The organism is Arthrobacter sp. UNC362MFTsu5.1, assembly GCF_000685965.1.
In the GTDB taxonomy this organism is placed as follows: domain Bacteria; phylum Actinomycetota; class Actinomycetes; order Actinomycetales; family Micrococcaceae; genus Arthrobacter.
On the sequence record NZ_JMLE01000006.1, the window covers coordinates 164,896 to 183,913 of the forward strand.

Sequence of the window (19,018 nt, forward strand, 5' to 3'; positions counted from 1 at the left end):
GGCGGTCACAGACCGCCGGTCCGGGGCGGGGAACCTAGGTGTTTGTCCGAAGTAAAGCCAGTTTCACCGCTGCTTGCCGGATTATCCGGACGAGGCAGTCGGTTCTATTCGAACCCAGAGGATCGTTTGTGACCACCACCTCCCTGACAAAGTCCCGGGGCGCAGGGCGCGCCGGAGACAAGGTCTTTTCCGGAGCCGCCCTGGCCGCAGGATGCCTGATCCTTGCCGTGCTCTTCGGCGTTGCCCTGTTCCTGGTAGTCCAGGCCATCCCGGCCCTCGTGGCCTCGCCGGACAAGATCCAAGGCGGCGAAGGCTTCTTCGCCTACATCTGGCCGATCGTCATCGGCACCGTGATCGCAGCAATCATCGCGCTGGTCATCGCCACGCCCGTGGCCATCGGAGTTGCGCTGTTCATCTCGCACTTCGCACCGCGCGGACTCGCCTCCGGCCTGGGCTACGTGATCGACCTCCTGGCCGCCATCCCGTCGGTGGTCTACGGCGCCTGGGGTGCCGCGTTCCTGGCCAAGGAAATCTCCCCGGCCTACGACTGGCTGGCCAACAACATGGGCTGGCTGCCCATCTTCCAGGGCCCAGCGTCCGCCACCGGCAAGACCATCCTCACCGCCGGCATCGTGCTGGCCGTGATGGTCCTGCCCATCATCACGTCCCTGAGCCGCGAAATTTTCCTGCAGACCCCCAAGCTGCACGAGGAAGCCGCACTGGCATTGGGTGCCACCCGCTGGGAAATGATCAAGATGGCCGTTCTTCCGTTCGGCCGCCCGGGCATCGTGAGCGCCGTGATGCTTGGCCTGGGCCGCGCCCTCGGCGAGACCATGGCCGTAGCGCTGGTGCTCTCCTCCGGCGCCCTCACTGCCAGCCTGATCCAGTCCGGCAACCAGACCATCGCCGCTGAAATCGCCCTGAACTTCCCGGAGGCCAGCGGCCTGAAGGTGAGCACGCTGATCGCGGCGGGCCTGGTCCTGTTCGTCATCACGCTGGGCGTCAACATGATTGCCCGCTGGATCATCAGCCGGCACAAAGAATTCTCGGGAGCCAACTAAATGACCTCCACCCTTACTCCGGTCCGCAAGCGTTCCGCCCTCACCAAGGGACAGCTGCCCAAGTTCGCGCCCTACGTCGTCCTGGCCCTCGCCCTGGTGGTCGGCGCCGCCATCATGGCCGTCATCGGCTTCAACGCCTTCGGCTGGGGAATTGTCGCCGCCATCCTGTTCACCGCCGGCCTGGTGGGCTGGAGCGCCGCCGTCGAAGGGGGCCGCAAGGCCAAGGACAAACTGGCCACCTGCCTGGTGGTCGGTTCCTTCCTGGTGGCCCTGCTGCCGCTGATCTCCGTGATCCTGACCGTCCTGATCAACGGGCTCCCCGGGCTCCTGGACCCGGGCTTCCTCAACACGTCCATGAACGGCGTCACCGGCGCCTTCGACAACAAGAGCGTGGAGCAGGGCGCACCCGTCATGGGCGGCATCTACCACGCCCTGATCGGCACCATCCAGATCACCCTGCTGGCCACCGTCATCTCCGTGCCCGTGGGCCTGCTGACCGCCGTCTACCTGGTCGAGTACGGCGAGGACCGCCCGCTGGCCCGTGCCATCACGTTCTTCGTGGATGTCATGACGGGCATCCCGTCGATCGTCGCCGGCCTCTTCGCCGCCGCGTTCTTCTTTGCAGTGGTGGGGCCGGGCACCAAAACGGGGGCCGTTGCCGCCGTCGCGCTTTCCGTCCTGATGATCCCGGTGGTGGTGCGTTCCAGCGAGGAAATGCTCAAGATCGTGCCCAACGAGCTCCGCGAGGCGGCGTACGCCCTGGGCGTCCGCAAATGGCGGACCATCCTCAAGGTGGTCATTCCGACGGCGATCTCCGGCATCGCGTCCGGCGTCACCCTGGCGATCGCCCGCGTGATCGGCGAAACGGCTCCGATCCTGGTGACCGCAGGCTTCGCCACGAGCATCAACACCAACGTGTTCAGCGGCTGGATGGCTTCGCTGCCCACGTTCATCTACACCCAGATCCTGAACCCCACCTCGCCGTCCAATCCGGATCCGTCCTCGCAGCGGGCCTGGGGTGCCGCGCTGGTGCTCATCATCCTGGTCATGCTGCTGAACCTCGGCGCACGGCTCATCGCCAGGATCTTCGCACCCAAGACCGGCCGCTAGTCCGCCGGTAAAATTCAATTCGTATCCAGCAAGTGAAGGAATACCATGTCTAAGCGCATCGACGTCAAGGATTTGAACGTCTACTACGGCAAGTTCCTGGCCGTTGAGGACGTCAACATCAACATCGAGGCCAAGTCCGTCACGGCATTCATCGGCCCGTCCGGCTGTGGCAAGTCCACTTTCCTGCGGACGCTGAACCGCATGCACGAGGTGATTCCGGGTGCCCGCGTGGAAGGCGAGGTGCTGCTGGACGGGGACAACCTTTACGGCCCCGGCGTTGACCCCGTGACCGTGCGTTCGCAGATCGGCATGGTGTTCCAGCGGCCCAACCCGTTCCCCACCATGTCCATCCGGGACAACGTCCTGGCCGGCGTGAAGCTGAACAACCAGAAGATGTCCAAGGGCGAGGCCGATGCCCTGGTGGAGCGCTCCCTGCAGGGCGCCAACCTGTGGAACGAAGTGAAGGACCGCCTGGCCAAGCCGGGATCCGGCCTTTCCGGCGGCCAGCAGCAGCGCCTCTGCATTGCGCGCGCCATCGCGGTGGAGCCGCAGGTCATCCTGATGGACGAACCCTGCTCCGCACTGGACCCCATCTCCACGCTGGCCATTGAGGACCTCATCAACGACCTCAAGGACCAGTACACGGTGGTCATCGTTACCCACAACATGCAGCAGGCCGCACGCGTCTCGGACCGGACCGCGTTCTTCAACATCGCCGGAACCGGCAAGCCGGGCAAGCTGATTGAAGTGGGCGATACCCACACCATCTTCAGCAACCCCACCCAGAAGGCCACGGAAGACTACGTCTCCGGCCGCTTCGGATAGTCCCCAGCCGCTCCCCAGGCTCGCAAGCTCGCCCGGGGACCCCTGCGGCTGTGGGCCCACCCGCCATGTCATCGGTTGCTCCGTAACCGCCGTTTTGGAACCTCAAAACGGCGTCTGCGGAGCAACCGATGGTCTTTTAAAGGTCCGTGAGGGGCGAGAGGGACAGTTCCAGCACGAAGGCCGCCGCTGCCGTCAGCACCGGCGTGAGGACCCAGAAGGCCAGGATCTTCAGGACCAGCCGGCGGTTGGTCACCGGGAAGCCCTGGTTGCTGCCGGCACCCAGCACAGCCGCCGTCACGGTGTGCGTGGTGGACACCGGCCAGTGCAGCCCGATCGCGCCGAGCAGCAGCAGGACCGAGCTGTACAGCTGGGCCACGAAGCCGCGGAGCGGATCGATCCGGGTGAGCTTGTAGCCGATGGTGTAGGAAATGCGCCAGCCCCCGGCCAGGGTCCCCGCCGTGAGCATCGCAGCGGTGAGCAGAGGCACCCACCCGGGCATGGCGGCGCCGTCGGACAGCCCCGCGGCGAGGAGCGCCAGGAGCAGCACGGCGCCCGTCCGCTGTCCGTCCTGCAGGCCGTGGCCGAAGGCGACAGCTCCGGCGGCGATGGCCTGGGTGCGGCGGGAGCGGCTGTTCACCACGCTGGGAGGCGTGTAGCGGGCCGCCCAGGTGGCCGGCCAGACCAGCAGGTAGGCGCCCACAAAAGCGAGCACGGGGGAGAGCAGGAGCGGCAGCACCACCTGGAACAGCAGCGAGTTGTTCACGCCGTCCACGGCGTTGCCGCCCACCAGCACGCTGGCCAGGCCCGCGCCCGCCAGCCCGCCCACCAGGGCGTGCGTGGAGGAGGACGGAATACCCCGCCACCATGTGTAGACGCCCCACACCACGGCGCTGAGCAGGCCCGCGATGAGGATGGTCAGCCCGTTTTCGCCCGGCGGCAGCGAGATCCAGGTCCTGCTGACCTGCAGGGCCAGGAGCCCGCTCAGTGCGGCCCCGGCGAAGTTGAAGAGGGCGGCCAGCAGGACCGCGACGGTGGGTGTCAGTGCCCTTGTGCGCACGGCCAGCGCCACGGACGTTGACGCGTCCCTGAAGCCGTTCAGGAAGGCGAACGCGGCGGCGAACAGGACCACCACGGCGAAGAAAAACAGGGTCACGTCAGGATTCCTTGACGATGATGCTGCCCACCTGGGTGGCGATGCGCCGCATGTCCTTCGTGACTTCCACCAGCTGGTTGGCGACGTCCCGGTTCCGTGCGTACTGGGACCACTTCATGTCCTTGATCATGTCCGCAACCCACACCCGGTGGGTCCGTTCGGCGCGCTTGGCCAGGCGGAGGATCTCGATCCAGTAATCCTCGAGGTCGTCCAGGTCGTTCAGCCGCCGCATTGCGTCCACGGTGAGCTCGGCCTGCCGGCTGATGACTTCCAGCTGGTCGGCGGCGCGCTTGGAGAGGCGCTCCAGCTTGTACAGGGCCACCAGTTCGGCTGCGGCGTCCAGCTTTTCCATGGCTTCATTGAGGTAGCGGGAGAGGGCGTACATGTCCTCGCGGGGGAGCGGGTTCACGAAGCTGGTGCGCATGTGGGTCAGCAGCGCGAACTGCAGCTCGGCGGACTTGGCCTCGTGGTCGTGCATGTCTTCGACCAGGCGGTTGTGCTCTGTGGCCGGGACGCCGAGGATTTCGGCCAGGGTTCCGGTGCCGAGGACGATTTGGCGGGCCATCTGCGAGAGCAGGTGCAGTCCCGCGGGCTCCTGCGGAAAGAGGCGAAGCCTCACCTTCTGATTCCGGCGAAGGTAGGGAGCGGCATGGAATGTGGCCCCGGGGCCATGTGACTTGACGTTGACCCGCACATGGGGATTACTTTACCGGCTGATTCATCCGGGCATGAAAGTGGTGCCGAACCGGATACGCCTCTCGGCGGTAGGCCGCTCTAGGCGGCTAAATGTTGAAGCCCGGGGGTTTCGCGGTTCGGCACCGGTTTCAGTTTTCTACTTTGGCTGAACCAAGTCAACATTGACAGCCGGGCTCCTCCGTGCGTAACAGTGGGAGACTTGCGCAGCGTGCTCCGCCCGCACCAATGCCAGGCAGGGGCGGGGCGAAAGCCCGGCAGGGGAGGGGCGGTCCGGCTGCGGGGCCGTCAGTCCAGTTCGCCCAGCCGCCAGGCGTTTGCGGCGTGCTCGAGGTCCTCGGCGGTCTTCACCAGGAGGTGGGAATTGCGGGTCAGTTTGCTGGCGTGGTTCTCGTTGCTGTGTTCGGCGCCATCCGCCAGTGTGGCCTGGCCCAGGGCCACCACGCGGCAGAAGGCGGCGGAACGTTCCAGTGCGACGTCGAACTCGCCGTCGAACGCTCCGGAGAGGATGGCGTCCGCCATCGTCTTCATTTCGTCCGCTCCCGGCGGCTCGGCAGCACCCGCAACCACATTGGAAACCTGCGCCGTGTCCTTGCCCGCCTTGAAGTAGACGGAGATGCGCTCGGGGTCCTGGATGGTGGCGGCGCGCAGCGCGTACAGGCGCCAGAGGGCGCCGGGCAGGGAGCGTGCGGGGCTTTCGGCCCACATTTCGGCGATGGCTTCCAGGCCCTGCTCATCGGCCAGCTTGACGAGGCGCTTGGTCACCTTGGGATCGTCGCTGTCGCGGCCGTGGCGCACCAGTGCCTGGGCCGCCAGGTGCGCAGCTTCGGACACCCGGGCAGGGTCCGCGCCGCCCGCGAACGGTTCGAAGTCGATGGGCGCAAAAGGCTTGGGCTTGTGATGCCGGTTTGCGCCGCCGTAGGCCTTGGGTCCTGCTTGCTCGCTCATGCCCCCACGCTACTCCTGTGCTGTTCTGTTATCGAGCTTGCCGCCGGGCGGCTTAAGGAGTATTGAGGGAGGCTGCGGATGCCATCGTTACTGGTCGGGTGGCGTGTTTAACGTACGACGGCGCCGCGCGCCGTTGTGCCAAAGCTGCCCTTGGCGTGCGGTACAGTATTTAACGTCCAGAAATGGACTGGGCTGATGGTCCGTTTGCGTGCGCTTGCCGCGCGCAAAGGTGGCAGTCAGCTGGGGCCTTTAGCTCAGTTGGTAGAGCATCGGACTTTTAATCCGTGGGTCGTGGGTTCGATCCCCACAGGGCCCACTCTTTTAGCGAAGAGTGGAAAACCTCCGGCATCCTGGCGACAGGAGGCCGGAGGTTTTTTGTTGCCCGGAACTACTTGCCGGTGAGTGTCCACGAGCGCTTGGAGAGGCCGAACCAGAAGCCGTCGATGGCCGTTTTCGCCTTCAGGTCGCCGGATTCGTAGGCTGCGCCCAGGGCTACGTAGAGCGGAGCCCAGTGCTCGCTGCGGGGATGCGCTTCACGGGCGGCCGGTGCCTTCTTGAGGAAGTCCAGGATGGAGTCGACGTCGCCGGCCGCCATGGTTTCCTCGGCCCAGTGGTCGAACTCGCTTGAAACGGAGGGCGGCGTGGTGTCCGGCCCGGCTGCCGGGTTGAACCAGCGGAGGTTGTGCGTGGTGAAGCCCGATCCCACGATGAGCGTGCCGCGGTCCCGCAGCGGCGCCAGCGTCTTGCCCAGGTTGAACAGGCCCTGCGGATCCAGGGTGGGCATGGACATCTGAAGCACGGGGATGTCGGCCTCGGGGAACATTTCCACGAGCGGCACGTAGGCGCCGTGGTCCAGGCCGCGTTCCTCGTCCCGCTCCACGTGGTGCCCGTGGGTGGAGACGAGCTTCTCCACTTCGGTGGCCAGCTCCCCGGCCTGGGGTGCGTTGTAGGTGACGTCGTAGTACTTCTGCGGGAAACCCCAGAAGTCGTACACCAGCCCCGGGTTCCGGGTGGTGGCGCTGAGGGTCACCGGCGCGTTTTCCCAGTGCGCGGACACCATCAGGATGTCCTTCGGCTTGCCGAAGGTGCCCGACCACGCGCTGAGCTCGCTGGTCCAGCGGGCGTCGTCGGCCAGGGGAGGAGCTCCGTGGCTCAGGAAGAGTACCGGCGGGCGGTCAAGTGTCTGCGTCATGTTTCTATTCTAGGATCATTTACTTGAAACTTCAACTATCATTTTCGATGGTTGCGCGGCATTGATTGCCGGGGCATGGGCGGATGTGATGCCAGCCACTCACTTACGTATACTGGAACGGTTTTGCAGCCAGACTTGGGGCTTCCCGCTAGCAAGGGATAGTGGCCGGCAAACGCCTCCCGCCCATCAGGATCCCCAGCAGTTAGGTACCGCGCCCATGTCAGGTCGCCGAGCAGCAGGCCCCCAGCGCCACGGCCGATTCCCCCGCAAGTCACCGTTCTTCTGGCCCAGGATCCTGATGATCACCGGCGTGGTGGTGGCCATTGCCGTTGCCGCCGCGGCTGTCCTCTGGATCACCGGGAACCGGTCGCCGCTGGCCGCCCAGCGGTGTGAGGTCCCTGCGGAAGTACGCGTCGGCGCCGATGCCACCATCGCACCTGCGCTGGAGAGCGCGGCTGCTAAAGTGCCCGCCGAGGCCTGCGTGAAATACACGATCGAAACCCGGACGCAGCCTGAGCTTGCCGCGACAGTGGCCGCGGGCAAGGACGCCCCGGATCTGTGGGTGGCCGACTCGGCCGTCCGGGTGCAGCGCGCGGGGGCTGCCATGGTGCCTGAGATCGCCGTGCCGTCCCTGGCTTCGACGCCCGGTGTGATTGTTGGGCGCCAGGGGGAAGTTCCCGGATTTGCCACCTGGATGAGCGCCCTGCAGACGCGCGGCGTCCGGTTCAGCGACCCGCTGGTGACCGGGAGCGGGGAAGTGGCGCTGCTGGGCGCGCTCTCCGAAGTGGAGGCCGGACGCGCGGAAGCGAAGACGCTGCAGGCTGCCACCGCGCAGCTGGCCCAGAGCGAGAGCCAGCGCACGGGAGAGAAGCTGACCGACGCCAAACAGCTCGAAGCGGTGGCTGCCGGAGGGGGATTCGCCATCGTTACCGAGCAGGCCTGGCTGTCCTTCGCGCAGACGCCGGCCGGCGCCAAGCTTGCCGCGTCGATGCCGCACACCGGGTCGGTGTCCTTGGACTACCCCGTGGCACTCACCGCCGCAGGCAGGGCGCGCGGCGGTGCTGCCGCGGACGCCGCCAAGGCCCTGGCATCCGCCCTGGCAACCGAGGAGGGGATGAAGGCGCTCGCCGATACCGGCCTTCGGCCCGTGGACGGCAGCCGCACGCCGGACCAGAAGGGCGTGGGCAGCGTTGCGGCCCTCAAGCCGGCGTCGTCGGAATCGGTGCAGCGGACGCTCAAAGGCTGGTCCCTGCAAGCCATTCCCTTCAGGTCGCTGGTGGTTATGGACGTGTCCGGTTCCATGAACTTCCAGGCGGGGGAACAGACCCGCATGCAGCTCACCCAGCAGGCGGCCATTGCCGGCAGCAAGCTGTTTCCCAACACCGCAGCCCTGGGAATGTGGGCGTTTTCCATTGGGCTGGGCGGCGGCAGCCAGGACTACGTGGAGCTCGATCCCATCCGGAAAATGGACCAGCTGGTTGGCGGCGTCACGCAGCGCGACCGCCTGGTGGCCGATATCTCCGGGCTGGACAAGCGGACCGGCGGTGCCACGGGGCTCTACGACACGACCCTTGCCGCCTACCGCACCGTCAAGGCGAACTACGATGCCCGCGCCGTCAACAGCGTCATCCTGTTTACCGACGGCGCCAATGAAGATCCGGACTCACTCAGCCTCGAGGAATTGCTCGAAGCCCTGGAGCGCGAACGTGACCCCGCCAAGCCCGTGGTGATCGTCAGCATCGGCATCACCGAGGACGCGGACGCCGAGACCCTCCGGAAGATCTCGGACGTCACCGGCGGCACGAGCTATGTTGCGAGGAATCCGGAGGACATCCCGAGCGTTTTCGTGGATGCGCTGCAGGCTCGCGCACAATAGCTTCATGGCTAACAGCAGCGAGCGGCGCCTTCCGCGACTTGAAGACGTGGCGGAACGTGCCGGCGTCTCGCACCAGACGGTGTCCCGCGTCATCAACAACCACCCCAACGTCAGCAAGGTGACCAGGGAACGCGTTGAGGCTGCCATCGCCGAGCTGGGGTACCGGCGCAACACCGCTGCGCGCAGCCTGGTGACGCGGCGTTCGCACACCATCGGCGTCCTGGCCAGCGAGCTGTCCCAGTACGGACCCGCCAACACCCTCCTCGGGGTGGAGCAGGCCGCCCGCGATGCCGGCTATTTCGTGAGCATTGCGGCCATCCGCGAGGTCAGCGCGGAATCGATCAGCGATGCGGCGCGCCACTTCATGGACCAGGGCGTGGATGGAATCGTGGCACTGGTTCCGCACACCGGGACGCTGCAGGCCCTGGAGAACCTGAACCTGGACGTGCCCGTGGTGGTGGTGGGGTCCAGCGGCGAAGGCCGGTTCAGCGGCGCCATGGTGGACCAGAAACTGGGAGCCCGGCTCGCCGTCGAGCATTTGATTGAGCAGGGCCATAAGCGCATCGGGCATATCTCCGGGCCCCGGGACTGGATCGACGGCGCGGAGCGCGCCGAAGGCTGGCGCGAGGCGCTGTTGCAGGCGGGACTGGCTGACGACCTGATCGTCGAGGGCGATTGGAGCGCCGGCAGCGGCTACGGCATCGGCCAGCAGCTCGCCGTTGCGCATGCGGCCACCGCGGTTTTCGTGGGCAATGACCAAATGGCATTGGGCCTGCTGCGGGCGTTCGGCGAAGCGGGCGTGCGGGTGCCGCAGGACGTCTCCGTCGTAGGGTTCGACGACCAGCCGGAAGCAGGCTATTTCACGCCGCCGCTCACCACGGTCCGCCAGGACTTCGAGGAACTTGGCCGGCGCTGCATGGACATGATGCTGGCCCTCCTCGAAGACGGCGCCGGAGCGGGCGCCACGGTGGTGGAGCCCCGGATCGTGGTGCGGGCAAGCACCGCCCCGCCCGCCTGACCAAACCCGTTAGCAATCGCTCCTTTCGGAGCGTGGACCACCCCGGCTCGCCGCAATGCCTTGACAGCAAAGTTGTTAGCGCTAACAATTGAGGGCAACCGCAAAGCCGCGGAGACTATTGGAGGAATTGATGGACGTCACAGCAGACGGTTCAGACAGCTTTGTGATCGGCGTCGACTACGGCACGCTGTCCGGGCGGGCCGTGGTGGTCCGCGTCCGGGACGGCAAGGAACTGGGCAGCGGTGTGTTTGAGTACCCGCATGCCGTGGTGACGGATGTCCTCCCGGCGGATGTGGCGGGTGACAGTGCCGCGCGGCTGCCCGGCGAATGGGCGCTGCAGGTGCCCGACGACTACCGTGACGTGCTGCGCCGGGCGGTGCCCGCCGCCATTGCCGACGCCGGGATCGATCCCGCCGCCGTGGTGGGCATCGCCACCGACTTCACGGCCTGCACCATGGTCCCGGTCACGTCCGAGGGCACGCCCCTGAACGAGATTTCCGGCTTCGCCAACCGGCCGCACGCCTACGTGAAGCTGTGGCGCCACCATGCCGCACAGCCGCAGGCGGACCGGATCAACGCCCTGGCCGCGGAGCGCGGCGAAAACTGGTTGCCGCGCTACGGCGGGCTCATCTCCTCCGAATGGGAGTTCGCCAAGGGACTCCAGCTGCTGGAGGAGGACCCGGAAGCCTACGCTGCCATGGACCACTGGGTGGAGGCGGCCGACTGGATCGTCTGGCAGCTGTGCGGCAACTACGTCCGCAACGCCTGCACCGCCGGTTACAAGGGCATCTACCAGGACGGCCGCTATCCGTCCGAGGAATTCCTGTCCGCCCTGAACCCGGACTTCAAGGACTTCGTCAGTTCCAAGCTGGAGCACACCATCGGGCGGCTCGGCGATGCAGCCGGCTTCCTGACGGCAGAAGCCGCTGCCTGGACCGGGCTTCCGGAAGGCATCGCCGTCGCGGTGGGCAACGTTGACGCCCACGTCACGGCACCGGCAGCGAAGGCGGTGGAGCCCGGCCAGCTGGTGGCCATCATGGGCACCTCCACCTGCCACGTCATGAACGGCGCCGTACTCCGTGAAGTCCCGGGCATGTGCGGCGTGGTGGACGGCGGAATCGTGGACGGACTGTGGGGCTACGAAGCCGGCCAAAGCGGCGTGGGGGACATCTTCGGCTGGTTCACCGGCAACGGCGTCCCGCCCGAATACCACCAGGCTGCCGCCGAACAGGGGGTGGGCATCCACGAGTACCTCACGGAACTGGCCTCCCGCCAGGCCATCGGCGAACACGGGCTCATCGCCCTGGACTGGCACTCGGGCAACCGCTCGGTGCTGGTGGACCACGAACTCTCCGGGGTTGTGGTGGGCCAGACGCTGGCAACGCGCCCCGAGGACACCTACCGCGCGCTGCTGGAAGCCACGGCGTTCGGCACCCGCACCATTGTCGACGCCTTCCGGGACTCGGGCGTGCCGGTCAAGGAATTCATCGTCGCCGGCGGCCTGCTGAAGAACAAGCTCCTCATGCAGATCTACGCGGACGTCACCGGCCTGCCGCTCTCCACCATCGGCTCAACCCAGGGGCCCGCGCTTGGCTCGGCCATCCACGCCGCCGTCGCGGCCGGCAGATACCCGGACATCCGGGCTGCCGCAGCCGCCATGGGTTCGGAGCCCGGCGGGATCTATATTCCGATTCCGGAAAATGTTGCCGCCTACGAGGAACTCTTCCGCGAGTACCGCACCCTGCACGACTACTTCGGCCGCGGCACCAACAGTGTGATGCACCGGCTCAAAGCCATCCAGCGCGCGGCGAAGCCGTCGTTTGCGGCAGCCGCCGGGCAGGATGCCGCCGGGCAGGCAGCGGCCGAACCGTCCGCAAAGCAGGTGTCCGCATGAGCGACCTCCTGGAAACCATCGCCCGGGTCCGCCGCGAAGTCTGCGATCTCCACGCCGAACTCACCCGCTATGAGCTGGTGGTGTGGACGGCCGGCAACGTCTCGGCCCGGGTTCCCGGCCGGGACCTGATGGTCATCAAGCCGTCCGGTGTCTCCTATGCGGACCTCACTCCCGAGAGCATGGTGGTCACGGACCTCTACGGCGTCCCCGCGGAGGGCGGGTGGGGCAACCCGCCGTTCTCGCCGTCGTCGGACACTGCCGCGCATGCATACGTCTACCGGCATATGCCGGAAGTGGGCGGCGTGGTGCACACGCACTCCACGTACGCCACGGCGTGGGCGGCCCGCGGCGAAGCGATCCCGTGCGTCCTCACCATGATGAGCGACGAGTTCGGCGGCAGCATTCCGGTGGGCCCTTTCGCCCTGATCGGCGACGACTCGATCGGCCAGGGAATCGTGGAGACGCTGCGCAACTCCACCTCTCCGGCGGTTCTGATGCAGAACCACGGCCCGTTCACCATCGGCAAGGATGCCCGCTCCGCGGTCAAGGCCGCCGTGATGTGCGAGGAAGTGGCACGCACCGTGCATATCTCCCGCCAGCTGGGCGAACCGCTGCCCATCGACCAGGGCAGCATCGAATCCCTCTACGCCCGCTACCAGAACGTCTACGGCCAATAGCGCCGGCCACCCCACTTCTCCAGGAGAACCCCCATGAGCAACACCACCAACACGTCTGCCAACAGAACTTCGCTCGAACAGTACGAGGTCTGGTTCCTCACTGGCAGCCAGCACCTCTACGGCGAGGATGTCCTCAAGCAGGTCGCCGCGCAGTCGCAGGAGATTGCCAGCGTGCTGAACGAATCCTCCGATGTTCCGGTCAAGGTGGTCTGGAAGCCGGTCCTCACGGATTCGGACGCCATCCGCCGCACCGCCCTGGAAGCCAACTCGGACGATTCCGTGATCGGCGTGACGGCCTGGATGCACACGTTCAGCCCCGCCAAGATGTGGATCCAGGGCCTGGACCTGCTGCGGAAGCCGCTGCTGCACCTGCACACCCAGGCCAACGTTGAGCTGCCCTGGGCGGACATCGACTTCGACTTCATGAACCTCAACCAGGCAGCCCACGGCGACCGTGAATTCGGCTACATACAGTCCCGCCTGGGCATTCCCCGCAAGACCGTGGTGGGCCACGTATCCAACCCGGAGGTGACCCGGCAGGTGGGCGTCTGGCAGCGGGCTTCAGCCGGCTGGGCCGCGGTCCGCACGCTGAAACTGACCCGCTTCGGCGACAACATGCGCAACGTGGCCGTCACCGAAGGTGACAAGACCGAAGCCGAGCTGCGCTTCGGCGTTTCGGTGAACACCTGGTCCGTTAACGAGCTCGCCGACGCCGTGCACGGCGCTGCCGAGTCCGATGTCGACGCCCTCGTTGCCGAGTACGAGCGCCTCTACGACGTGGTCCCGGAACTGAAGGCCGGGGGAGCGCGGCACGAGTCGCTCCGCTACAGTGCGCGGATCGAACTGGGCCTGCGAGGCTTCCTCGAAGCCAACGGCTCCGCCGCGTTCACCACCTCCTTCGAGGACCTGGGCGAACTGCGCCAGCTGCCCGGCATGGCCGTACAGCGGCTGATGGCCGACGGCTACGGCTTCGGCGCCGAGGGCGACTGGAAGACGGCCATCCTGGTCCGCGCGGCCAAAGTCATGGGCTCCGGACTTCCCGGCGGCGCCTCCCTGATGGAGGACTACACGTATCACCTCACCCCCGGCGCGGAGAAGATCCTGGGCGCGCACATGCTGGAGGTCTGCCCGTCGCTGACCGCCACGAAGCCGCGCGTCGAGATCCACCCGCTGGGCATCGGCGGCAAGGAAGACCCCGTCCGGATGGTCTTCGACACAGACGCCGGCCCCGGCGTCGTGGTGGCCCTGTCCGACATGCGTGACCGTTTCCGCCTCGTGGCGAACGCCGTCGACGTCGTGGACCTGGACGAGCCGCTGCCCAACCTGCCGGTGGCACGGGCGCTGTGGAGCCCGAAGCCCGACTTTGCCACCTCCGCCGCTGCCTGGCTGACCGCCGGAGCAGCCCACCACACGGTGCTCTCCACCCAGGTGGGCATGGACGTGTTCGAGGACTTCGCCGAAATCGCGAAGACCGAACTGCTGGCCATTGACGAAGGCACCACCATCAAGCAGTTCAAGAAGGAATTGAACTGGAACGCGGCCTATTACAAGCTGGCCGGCGGGCTTTAGGGCCCGCGCACGTGCCGCCCGTCAGCCTTCCGCGGCGGGACGGGCGGCCAGCGTGACTTTGGCTTCCCTGGATTCCGTGCCCCGGCGGTAACCCACATTGACCGCCTGCTCCGGGCTCTTGCCGCGGAGCTCGGCCAGCAGGTCCTCCGGAGAGGCCAGCTCCTTGCCGTCCAGGGCGGTGAGTACATCGCCGGGGCGGATGCCGGCACGGTCCGCCGGTCCGCCGCTGACCACCGAAAGCACCAGGGCGCCCCGGGTGTTCTGGAGCCCCAGGTGTTCGGCAATCTGTGGGGTGATCCCGCCCGGGCGGAGGCCGATAAAGGCGTGGTCCGCTGTGCCGTCCTCGCGCAGCTGTTCTGCCACCCGGACGGCCGTTGCGGCCGGAATGGCGAAGCCCAGCGCCACGGCGCCGGACTGCGGCGGAATGTACGCCTCACTGATGCCGATCACCTCGCCCCGGGAATTGACGACGGCGCCGCCGGAGTTCCCGGGGCTGATGGCGGCGTCGGTCTGGATCAGGTCCACCAGTGACTGGCTGCTGGCCGCCGAGCCGGGGATCTCGCGGTGCAGTCCGGAGATGATCCCTGCCGTCGCCGTGTTCTCGAAGCCCAGCGGCGAGCCGATCACGACGGCCAGCTCACCCACCCGCGGAAGGTCGGACTGGAACTTCGCCGCCGGAAGCCCGGTGCGCTTGGCCTCCACGAGGGCCAGGTCCGAAATGGCGTCCGTGGCCTTGACCGTCCCGGCAACGCGCTGGCCGTCGGCAAAAGCAACCTCCACGTCAGTGTTGCCGCGCACCACATGCTCATTGGTGAGGATCAGCCCCTCGGCCGCGAAGACCACGCCGCTGCCCACGCCGCCGTCGGTCAGGATGGTGACAACCGAAGGCTGGACGTTCTCCACGATGGTCGGAATGTCCGCGGCGGTCTGTGGTGTGCCGGGCTGTGTTCCGCCCGGCTGGGCGGGCTGGGCCGGTGTGCTGGCGGCGGACGTTGTGGCGGACGTGGGGCGCTGGCCCGGCGGCGGACTCGCCGTGCAGCCGGCCAGCGCCAGCCCAAAAACAGCCGCCAGGGCCGCGGCGCGCTGCGCCGCACCGGGCATTCCGGTATTCCAGGTACTCATCAGGCTGCCTTTCCTTCGTCCAGGGGTCGACAGAACCGGCGTGTCCGCGGCCGTCCCTTGACGGCAGCGCCTTCACCACCAAGAATAGATTTCTATAACGTTGTAGAGACCGAGAGAACGAGGATGTTTACGTGAGTGCAACCGAAAACGCCGCAGGCGAGATGACCGCCAAGGCAACCGCCAAGATCACCCTGGACCCCGCCTTCACCGTGGGCCCCGTCCGGCGCCGCACCTTCGGCGCTTTCGTGGAGCACCTTGGCCGCTGCGTCTACACCGGCATCTTCGAGCCGGGCCATCCGACGGCGGACGGGGACGGCTTCCGGGCCGACGTCCTGGAACTCACCCGCGAACTGGGCGTGTCCACCGTGCGTTACCCCGGCGGCAACTTCGTCTCCGGCTACCGCTGGGAGGACGGTGTGGGGCCGGTGGAGCAGCGCCCGGCGCGCCTCGACCTGGCCTGGCACTCCACAGACCCCAACCACGTGGGCGTGGACGAGTTCGCCAAATGGTCCGCCAAGGCCGGCGTCGAACCGATGATGGCCGTGAACCTGGGCACCCGCGGGACGCAGGAGGCCCTGGACCTGCTGGAATACTGCAACATCGACGGCGGCACGGCCTTTTCCGACCAGCGCCGGGCCAACGGTGCAGAAAACGGCTACGGCATCAAGATGTGGTGCCTGGGCAATGAGATGGACGGCTTCTGGCAGATCGGCCACAAGAACGCCACCGAATACGGCCGGCTCGCGGCCGACACCGCCCGCGCCATGCGGATGGTGGACCCTGACCTGGAACTCGTGGCCTGCGGCAGCTCGGCCCCCGGCATGCCCACGTTCGGCGAGTGGGAGCGTGTTGTCCTCACCGAAACGTACGAGCTGGTGGACCTGATCTCCGCCCACCAGTACTTCGAGGACTTCGGCGACCTCCAGGAACACCTGTCCTCGGGCCACCGGATGGAGGCATTCATCAAGGACATCGTGGCCCACATCGACCACGTGAAGTCGGTCAAGAAGTCCGCCAAACAGGTCAACATCTCCTTCGACGAATGGAACGTCTGGCACATGAGCCGCGACGAATCCAAGGCGCCCACGGGCAAGGACTGGCCGGTGGCCCCCGTGCTGCTCGAGGACCGGTACACCGTCGCGGACGCCGTGGTGGTGGGTGACCTGCTCATCACCCTGCTCCGCAACACCGACCGCGTGCACTCCGCCAGCCTGGCGCAGCTGGTGAACGTCATTGCCCCCATCATGACCGAACCCGGCGGCCGCGCCTGGAAGCAGACCACCTTCCACCCGTTCGCGCTCACCTCACAGCACGCCCACGGCACGGTGCTGCAGCTCGCCGTCGAATCCCCGCTGCTCAGCGGAGGGAAGACCGCGGACTTCGCCGCACTGTCCGCCGTCGCCACGTTCGACGAGGCCTCCGGGCAAGCAGTAGTTTTTGCCGTGAACCGCTCAGCCACAGACGCGCTCACGCTGGACGCCGCCGTCGCCGGGCTGGGGAACGTCAAGGTTGTTGAGGCGGTCACCTTCGCCAACAAGGACCCCTACTGGCAGGCGACGGCGGACGACTCCACCTCAGTGGTTCCCGGCGAAAACGTCAGTGTAAAGCTCGACGGCGGCCGGCTCACCGCCGAACTCCCCGCAGTCTCCTGGAGCATGGTCCGCCTGGCCGTTGACGGCGCTGCGGGCTAGGCCGGAAGCGGGCCGGAACTAGCTCTCCAGCAGAGCCGGATCCAGGTGAACGGGGGCGTCCAGGTCGCGAGTGCAGACCAGGGCGTCCCCTTCCACGTGCAGCCGCGCCGCGTGGATGCTGGTGCGCTGCTCCCGGACCGCCCGGGCCGGGTCCGCCAGGCCGCTCACCATGTCGGTGTCCTGCCATTCGGGGTGCGTGAAATAGAAGATGTAGGCGTGATCGCCCTGGGTCACCACATCCGCGTGCCGCCCGTAAGTGGCGTCGTCCGCTCCCGTGCCGGGTGCGTCCAGGATGAGGCCGTTGTTTGCCTCCTGCCGGGTCCAGGCCAGGCCGTCGGCCGAACGGTGCACCGCCTGGCCGCGCCACTCGTCCACCACCATCCAGTACCAGCCGCCCAGCCGGAACACCTTGGGACCTTCGTGTGCGGGCAGCCCGATCGCCTGGCCCTCGGCCCGCCAGCGGCCGTTCGCTTCTTCCAGGGCACCTTCGCGGACAGCGGACCAGGTGGTGGAGCCGTCCACCTCGTCCTTGAACCAGAGGCGCGCACGGCCGTCCGACACCACGGCGAAGGCGGCGTCAATGACGTTTTCGGAGCCGGCGTCCACGCGGCCTACGAACTCCCACTGCTCCAGGTCGCTGCTGGTGAAGTGCACCAGCCGGCGCCGGGTCTGCTCGGCCCAGCTGCCCGGAGCGCCCGCGCCCCAGGTCAGGAACATGTGATATCTGCCGTCGTGCCACACCACTTCCGGCGCCCAGTGGGTGTTCAGGCCGGGGCACTCTTCGGGGTCGAGCCCCTCCGCTACGCCGCGGTACTGCCAGGTGGCCCCGGCGTCCGTGGAGACGGCAATTCCGATCCTGGTGCCGGTAATCCAGTCCACACCGCCGGTGGTGAGCGTGGCGCGCCGGGCCGTGTAGAACATCCACCACTCGGCGGTGCCGCGGCGGTGGATGACAACGGGATCGGCGGCGCCGTCGAACACGGGGCAGCGGAAGAGGGGCGACGGGGCAAACGGCATTGCTGTTCCTTTGGGATCTGCCGGACCGGCCGGCCCGGATGCTGCTGACCCGCCAACTCTATAACGTTGTATATCCTGTGGACAGGGCAAAACCGGGGCCCGTCTGCAACGATGTAGCTGAAAGTGTTGCCGGGGAAGGGAATCACCTGTGGCTGTGACCATGAACGACGTTGCGCGCGCCGCCGGCGTCTCGTTGAAGACCGTGTCCAATGTGCTCAACGATTACGAGTTCATCCGGCCGGCCACCAAGCAGAAGGTCCTTGATGCCATTGCGGAACTCGGCTACGAAGCCAACCTGACGGCCCGCAGCCTGCGCTCCGGGAAAAGCCGCATGCTGGGGCTGGTGCTGTCCGATCTCTCCGTGCCCTACTACGCGGAACTGGCCTCCCGGCTGATGAGCATCGCCACCGGCCGCGGCTACCGGGTCCTGGTGGAACAATCCGGGGCGGAGGCGGCGCACGAGTTGAGCGCGCTGCAGGGCCCGTTCCGCCAGCTAACGGACGGCCTGCTGTTCACCCCGCTGGCCCTCGACGCCGGGACCATCGCCGCGCGGCAGGGCACCAAGCCGATCGTGATGCTGGGCGAACACATCACGGACCCGCGGTTCGACCTGGTAACCATGAAAAACTCCGAGGCCGCGGCGGCAATCACGGCCCATCTCCTCGCAGGCGGCCGACGCCGGATTGCGGTCCTGGGCGCGGCTGCAGGGGACACCACGGACAGCCCGGGCCTGCGCCTTAACGGGTACAAACAGGCGCTGGAGGCTGCGGGGGTGGAGTTCGATCCCGCCCTGGTGGTGCAGTGCGACTGGCGCCGCGACGGCGGGGCCTCCGCCGTCGTCGGCCTGGCCCGCAGCGGCGTCCGGTTCGACGCCGTCTTCGGCCTGAATGACGCAATCGCCCTGGGTGCCATGCACGAGTTGCTGATCCGCGGCATCAAGGTGCCGGACGACGTGGCGGTGGCAGGCTTTGATGACATCGACGAGGCCCGTTTCGCGTCGCCGTCCCTCACCACGGTGTCGCCAGGCATGGAGGAAATAGCCGAGCGGTCCATCAAGCTGCTCATCGACCGGATCGAGGGTGCGGAGCCGGCGGCCGGCGGGGTCCACGTGGAGGCGGGGTTCGAGCTGAAGGTACGGGACTCGGCGCCGTAACGTTCGCTCAATTACCTCA

General features: G+C 67.1%; 16 protein-coding genes and 1 tRNA gene. 11 read left to right on the plus strand and 6 right to left on the minus strand.

The genetic code is table 11. The features are described from left to right. The first annotated feature begins 128 nt into the window (after window positions 1-128). Genes pstC through pstB form a run of 3 tightly spaced genes read left to right on the plus strand, consistent with a single transcriptional unit; the run spans window position 129 to window position 2,996 of the window. Window positions 129-1,061 (plus strand): phosphate ABC transporter permease subunit PstC, encoded by a 933-nt coding sequence (pstC, locus tag BS38_RS0108260; RefSeq protein ID WP_028270368.1) that lies wholly within the window; start codon window positions 129-131, stop codon window positions 1,059-1,061. After that, complete coding sequence (gene pstA / locus BS38_RS0108265; protein ID WP_028270369.1) at window positions 1,062-2,171, plus strand: phosphate ABC transporter permease PstA; 1,110 nt, start codon at window positions 1,062-1,064, stop codon at window positions 2,169-2,171. Window positions 2,172-2,216: 45 nt separating this feature from the next. Next, window positions 2,217-2,996, plus strand: a complete 780-nt coding sequence (pstB, locus tag BS38_RS0108270) for a phosphate ABC transporter ATP-binding protein PstB (RefSeq protein WP_028270370.1) — start codon at window positions 2,217-2,219, stop codon at window positions 2,994-2,996. Window positions 2,997-3,132: 136 nt separating this feature from the next. Here the strand turns inward: pstB and BS38_RS0108275 are convergent, their stop codons facing one another. From BS38_RS0108275 to BS38_RS0108285, 3 genes are all read right to left on the minus strand, one after another. Beyond that, window positions 3,133-4,149: an inorganic phosphate transporter gene (locus BS38_RS0108275; RefSeq protein ID WP_028270371.1), complete on the minus strand. Its 1,017-nt coding sequence runs from the start codon at window positions 4,147-4,149 to the stop codon at window positions 3,133-3,135. A gap of 1 nt (window position 4,150) precedes the next feature. After that, on the minus strand, window positions 4,151-4,768 hold the full coding sequence (locus BS38_RS0108280) for a DUF47 domain-containing protein (RefSeq protein WP_028270372.1): 618 nt from the start codon (window positions 4,766-4,768) through the stop codon (window positions 4,151-4,153). Between the two features lie 362 nt (window positions 4,769-5,130). Further along, window positions 5,131-5,790 carry a hypothetical protein gene (locus BS38_RS0108285; RefSeq protein WP_028270373.1) on the minus strand — a complete coding sequence of 220 codons (660 nt, stop codon included), beginning with the start codon at window positions 5,788-5,790 and terminating at the stop codon, window positions 5,131-5,133. A gap of 243 nt (window positions 5,791-6,033) precedes the next feature. On the opposite strand from BS38_RS0108285, the gene BS38_RS0108290 reads away from it, so the two are divergent. Continuing rightward, window positions 6,034-6,106, plus strand: a tRNA-Lys gene (locus BS38_RS0108290). Window positions 6,107-6,178: 72 nt separating this feature from the next. Here the strand turns inward: BS38_RS0108290 and BS38_RS0108295 are convergent. Next, the gene (locus BS38_RS0108295; RefSeq protein ID WP_028270374.1) at window positions 6,179-6,982 is read right to left on the minus strand and encodes a dioxygenase family protein; all 804 of its coding nucleotides are present in this window, start codon (window positions 6,980-6,982) and stop codon (window positions 6,179-6,181) included. 217 nt (window positions 6,983-7,199) lie between these two features. Here BS38_RS0108295 and BS38_RS0108300 point away from each other — a divergent pair, with 217 nt between their 5' ends. The 5 genes from BS38_RS0108300 to araA all read left to right on the plus strand — a co-directional run bounded on the left by BS38_RS0108300 (window position 7,200) and on the right by araA (window position 14,016). Continuing rightward, window positions 7,200-8,858 carry a substrate-binding domain-containing protein gene (locus BS38_RS0108300; protein ID WP_028270375.1) on the plus strand — a complete coding sequence of 553 codons (1,659 nt, stop codon included), beginning with the start codon at window positions 7,200-7,202 and terminating at the stop codon, window positions 8,856-8,858. Between the two features lie 4 nt (window positions 8,859-8,862). Next, the gene (locus BS38_RS0108305; protein WP_028270376.1) at window positions 8,863-9,876 is read left to right on the plus strand and encodes a LacI family DNA-binding transcriptional regulator; all 1,014 of its coding nucleotides are present in this window, start codon (window positions 8,863-8,865) and stop codon (window positions 9,874-9,876) included. A 130-nt stretch (window positions 9,877-10,006) separates the two neighbouring features. Further along, complete coding sequence (araB, locus tag BS38_RS0108310; protein WP_028270377.1) at window positions 10,007-11,770, plus strand: ribulokinase; 1,764 nt, start codon at window positions 10,007-10,009, stop codon at window positions 11,768-11,770. Then, entirely contained in the window at window positions 11,767-12,447 is a 681-nt protein-coding gene (locus tag BS38_RS0108315; protein ID WP_028270378.1) for an L-ribulose-5-phosphate 4-epimerase, read from the plus strand. Before araB ends, BS38_RS0108315 begins: the two co-directional genes overlap by 4 nt. 33 nt (window positions 12,448-12,480) lie before the next feature. Beyond that, window positions 12,481-14,016: an L-arabinose isomerase gene (araA, locus tag BS38_RS0108320; RefSeq protein WP_028270379.1), complete on the plus strand. Its 1,536-nt coding sequence runs from the start codon at window positions 12,481-12,483 to the stop codon at window positions 14,014-14,016. 21 nt (window positions 14,017-14,037) lie between these two features. On the opposite strand, the gene BS38_RS0108325 is transcribed toward araA, so the two are convergent. Then, complete coding sequence (locus tag BS38_RS0108325) at window positions 14,038-15,138, minus strand: S1C family serine protease (RefSeq protein WP_081818850.1); 1,101 nt, start codon at window positions 15,136-15,138, stop codon at window positions 14,038-14,040. Window positions 15,139-15,299: 161 nt separating this feature from the next. On the opposite strand from BS38_RS0108325, the gene arfA reads away from it, so the two are divergent. Further along, window positions 15,300-16,829: an arabinosylfuranosidase ArfA gene (arfA, locus tag BS38_RS0108330; RefSeq protein ID WP_028270381.1), complete on the plus strand. Its 1,530-nt coding sequence runs from the start codon at window positions 15,300-15,302 to the stop codon at window positions 16,827-16,829. A gap of 18 nt (window positions 16,830-16,847) precedes the next feature. Here the strand turns inward: arfA and BS38_RS0108335 are convergent, their stop codons facing one another. After that, complete coding sequence (locus BS38_RS0108335) at window positions 16,848-17,846, minus strand: family 43 glycosylhydrolase (protein WP_028270382.1); 999 nt, start codon at window positions 17,844-17,846, stop codon at window positions 16,848-16,850. A gap of 148 nt (window positions 17,847-17,994) precedes the next feature. On the opposite strand from BS38_RS0108335, the gene BS38_RS0108340 reads away from it, so the two are divergent. Continuing rightward, entirely contained in the window at window positions 17,995-18,999 is a 1,005-nt protein-coding gene (locus BS38_RS0108340) for a LacI family DNA-binding transcriptional regulator (RefSeq protein ID WP_028270383.1), read from the plus strand. The last annotated feature ends 19 nt before the right edge of the window (window positions 19,000-19,018 follow it).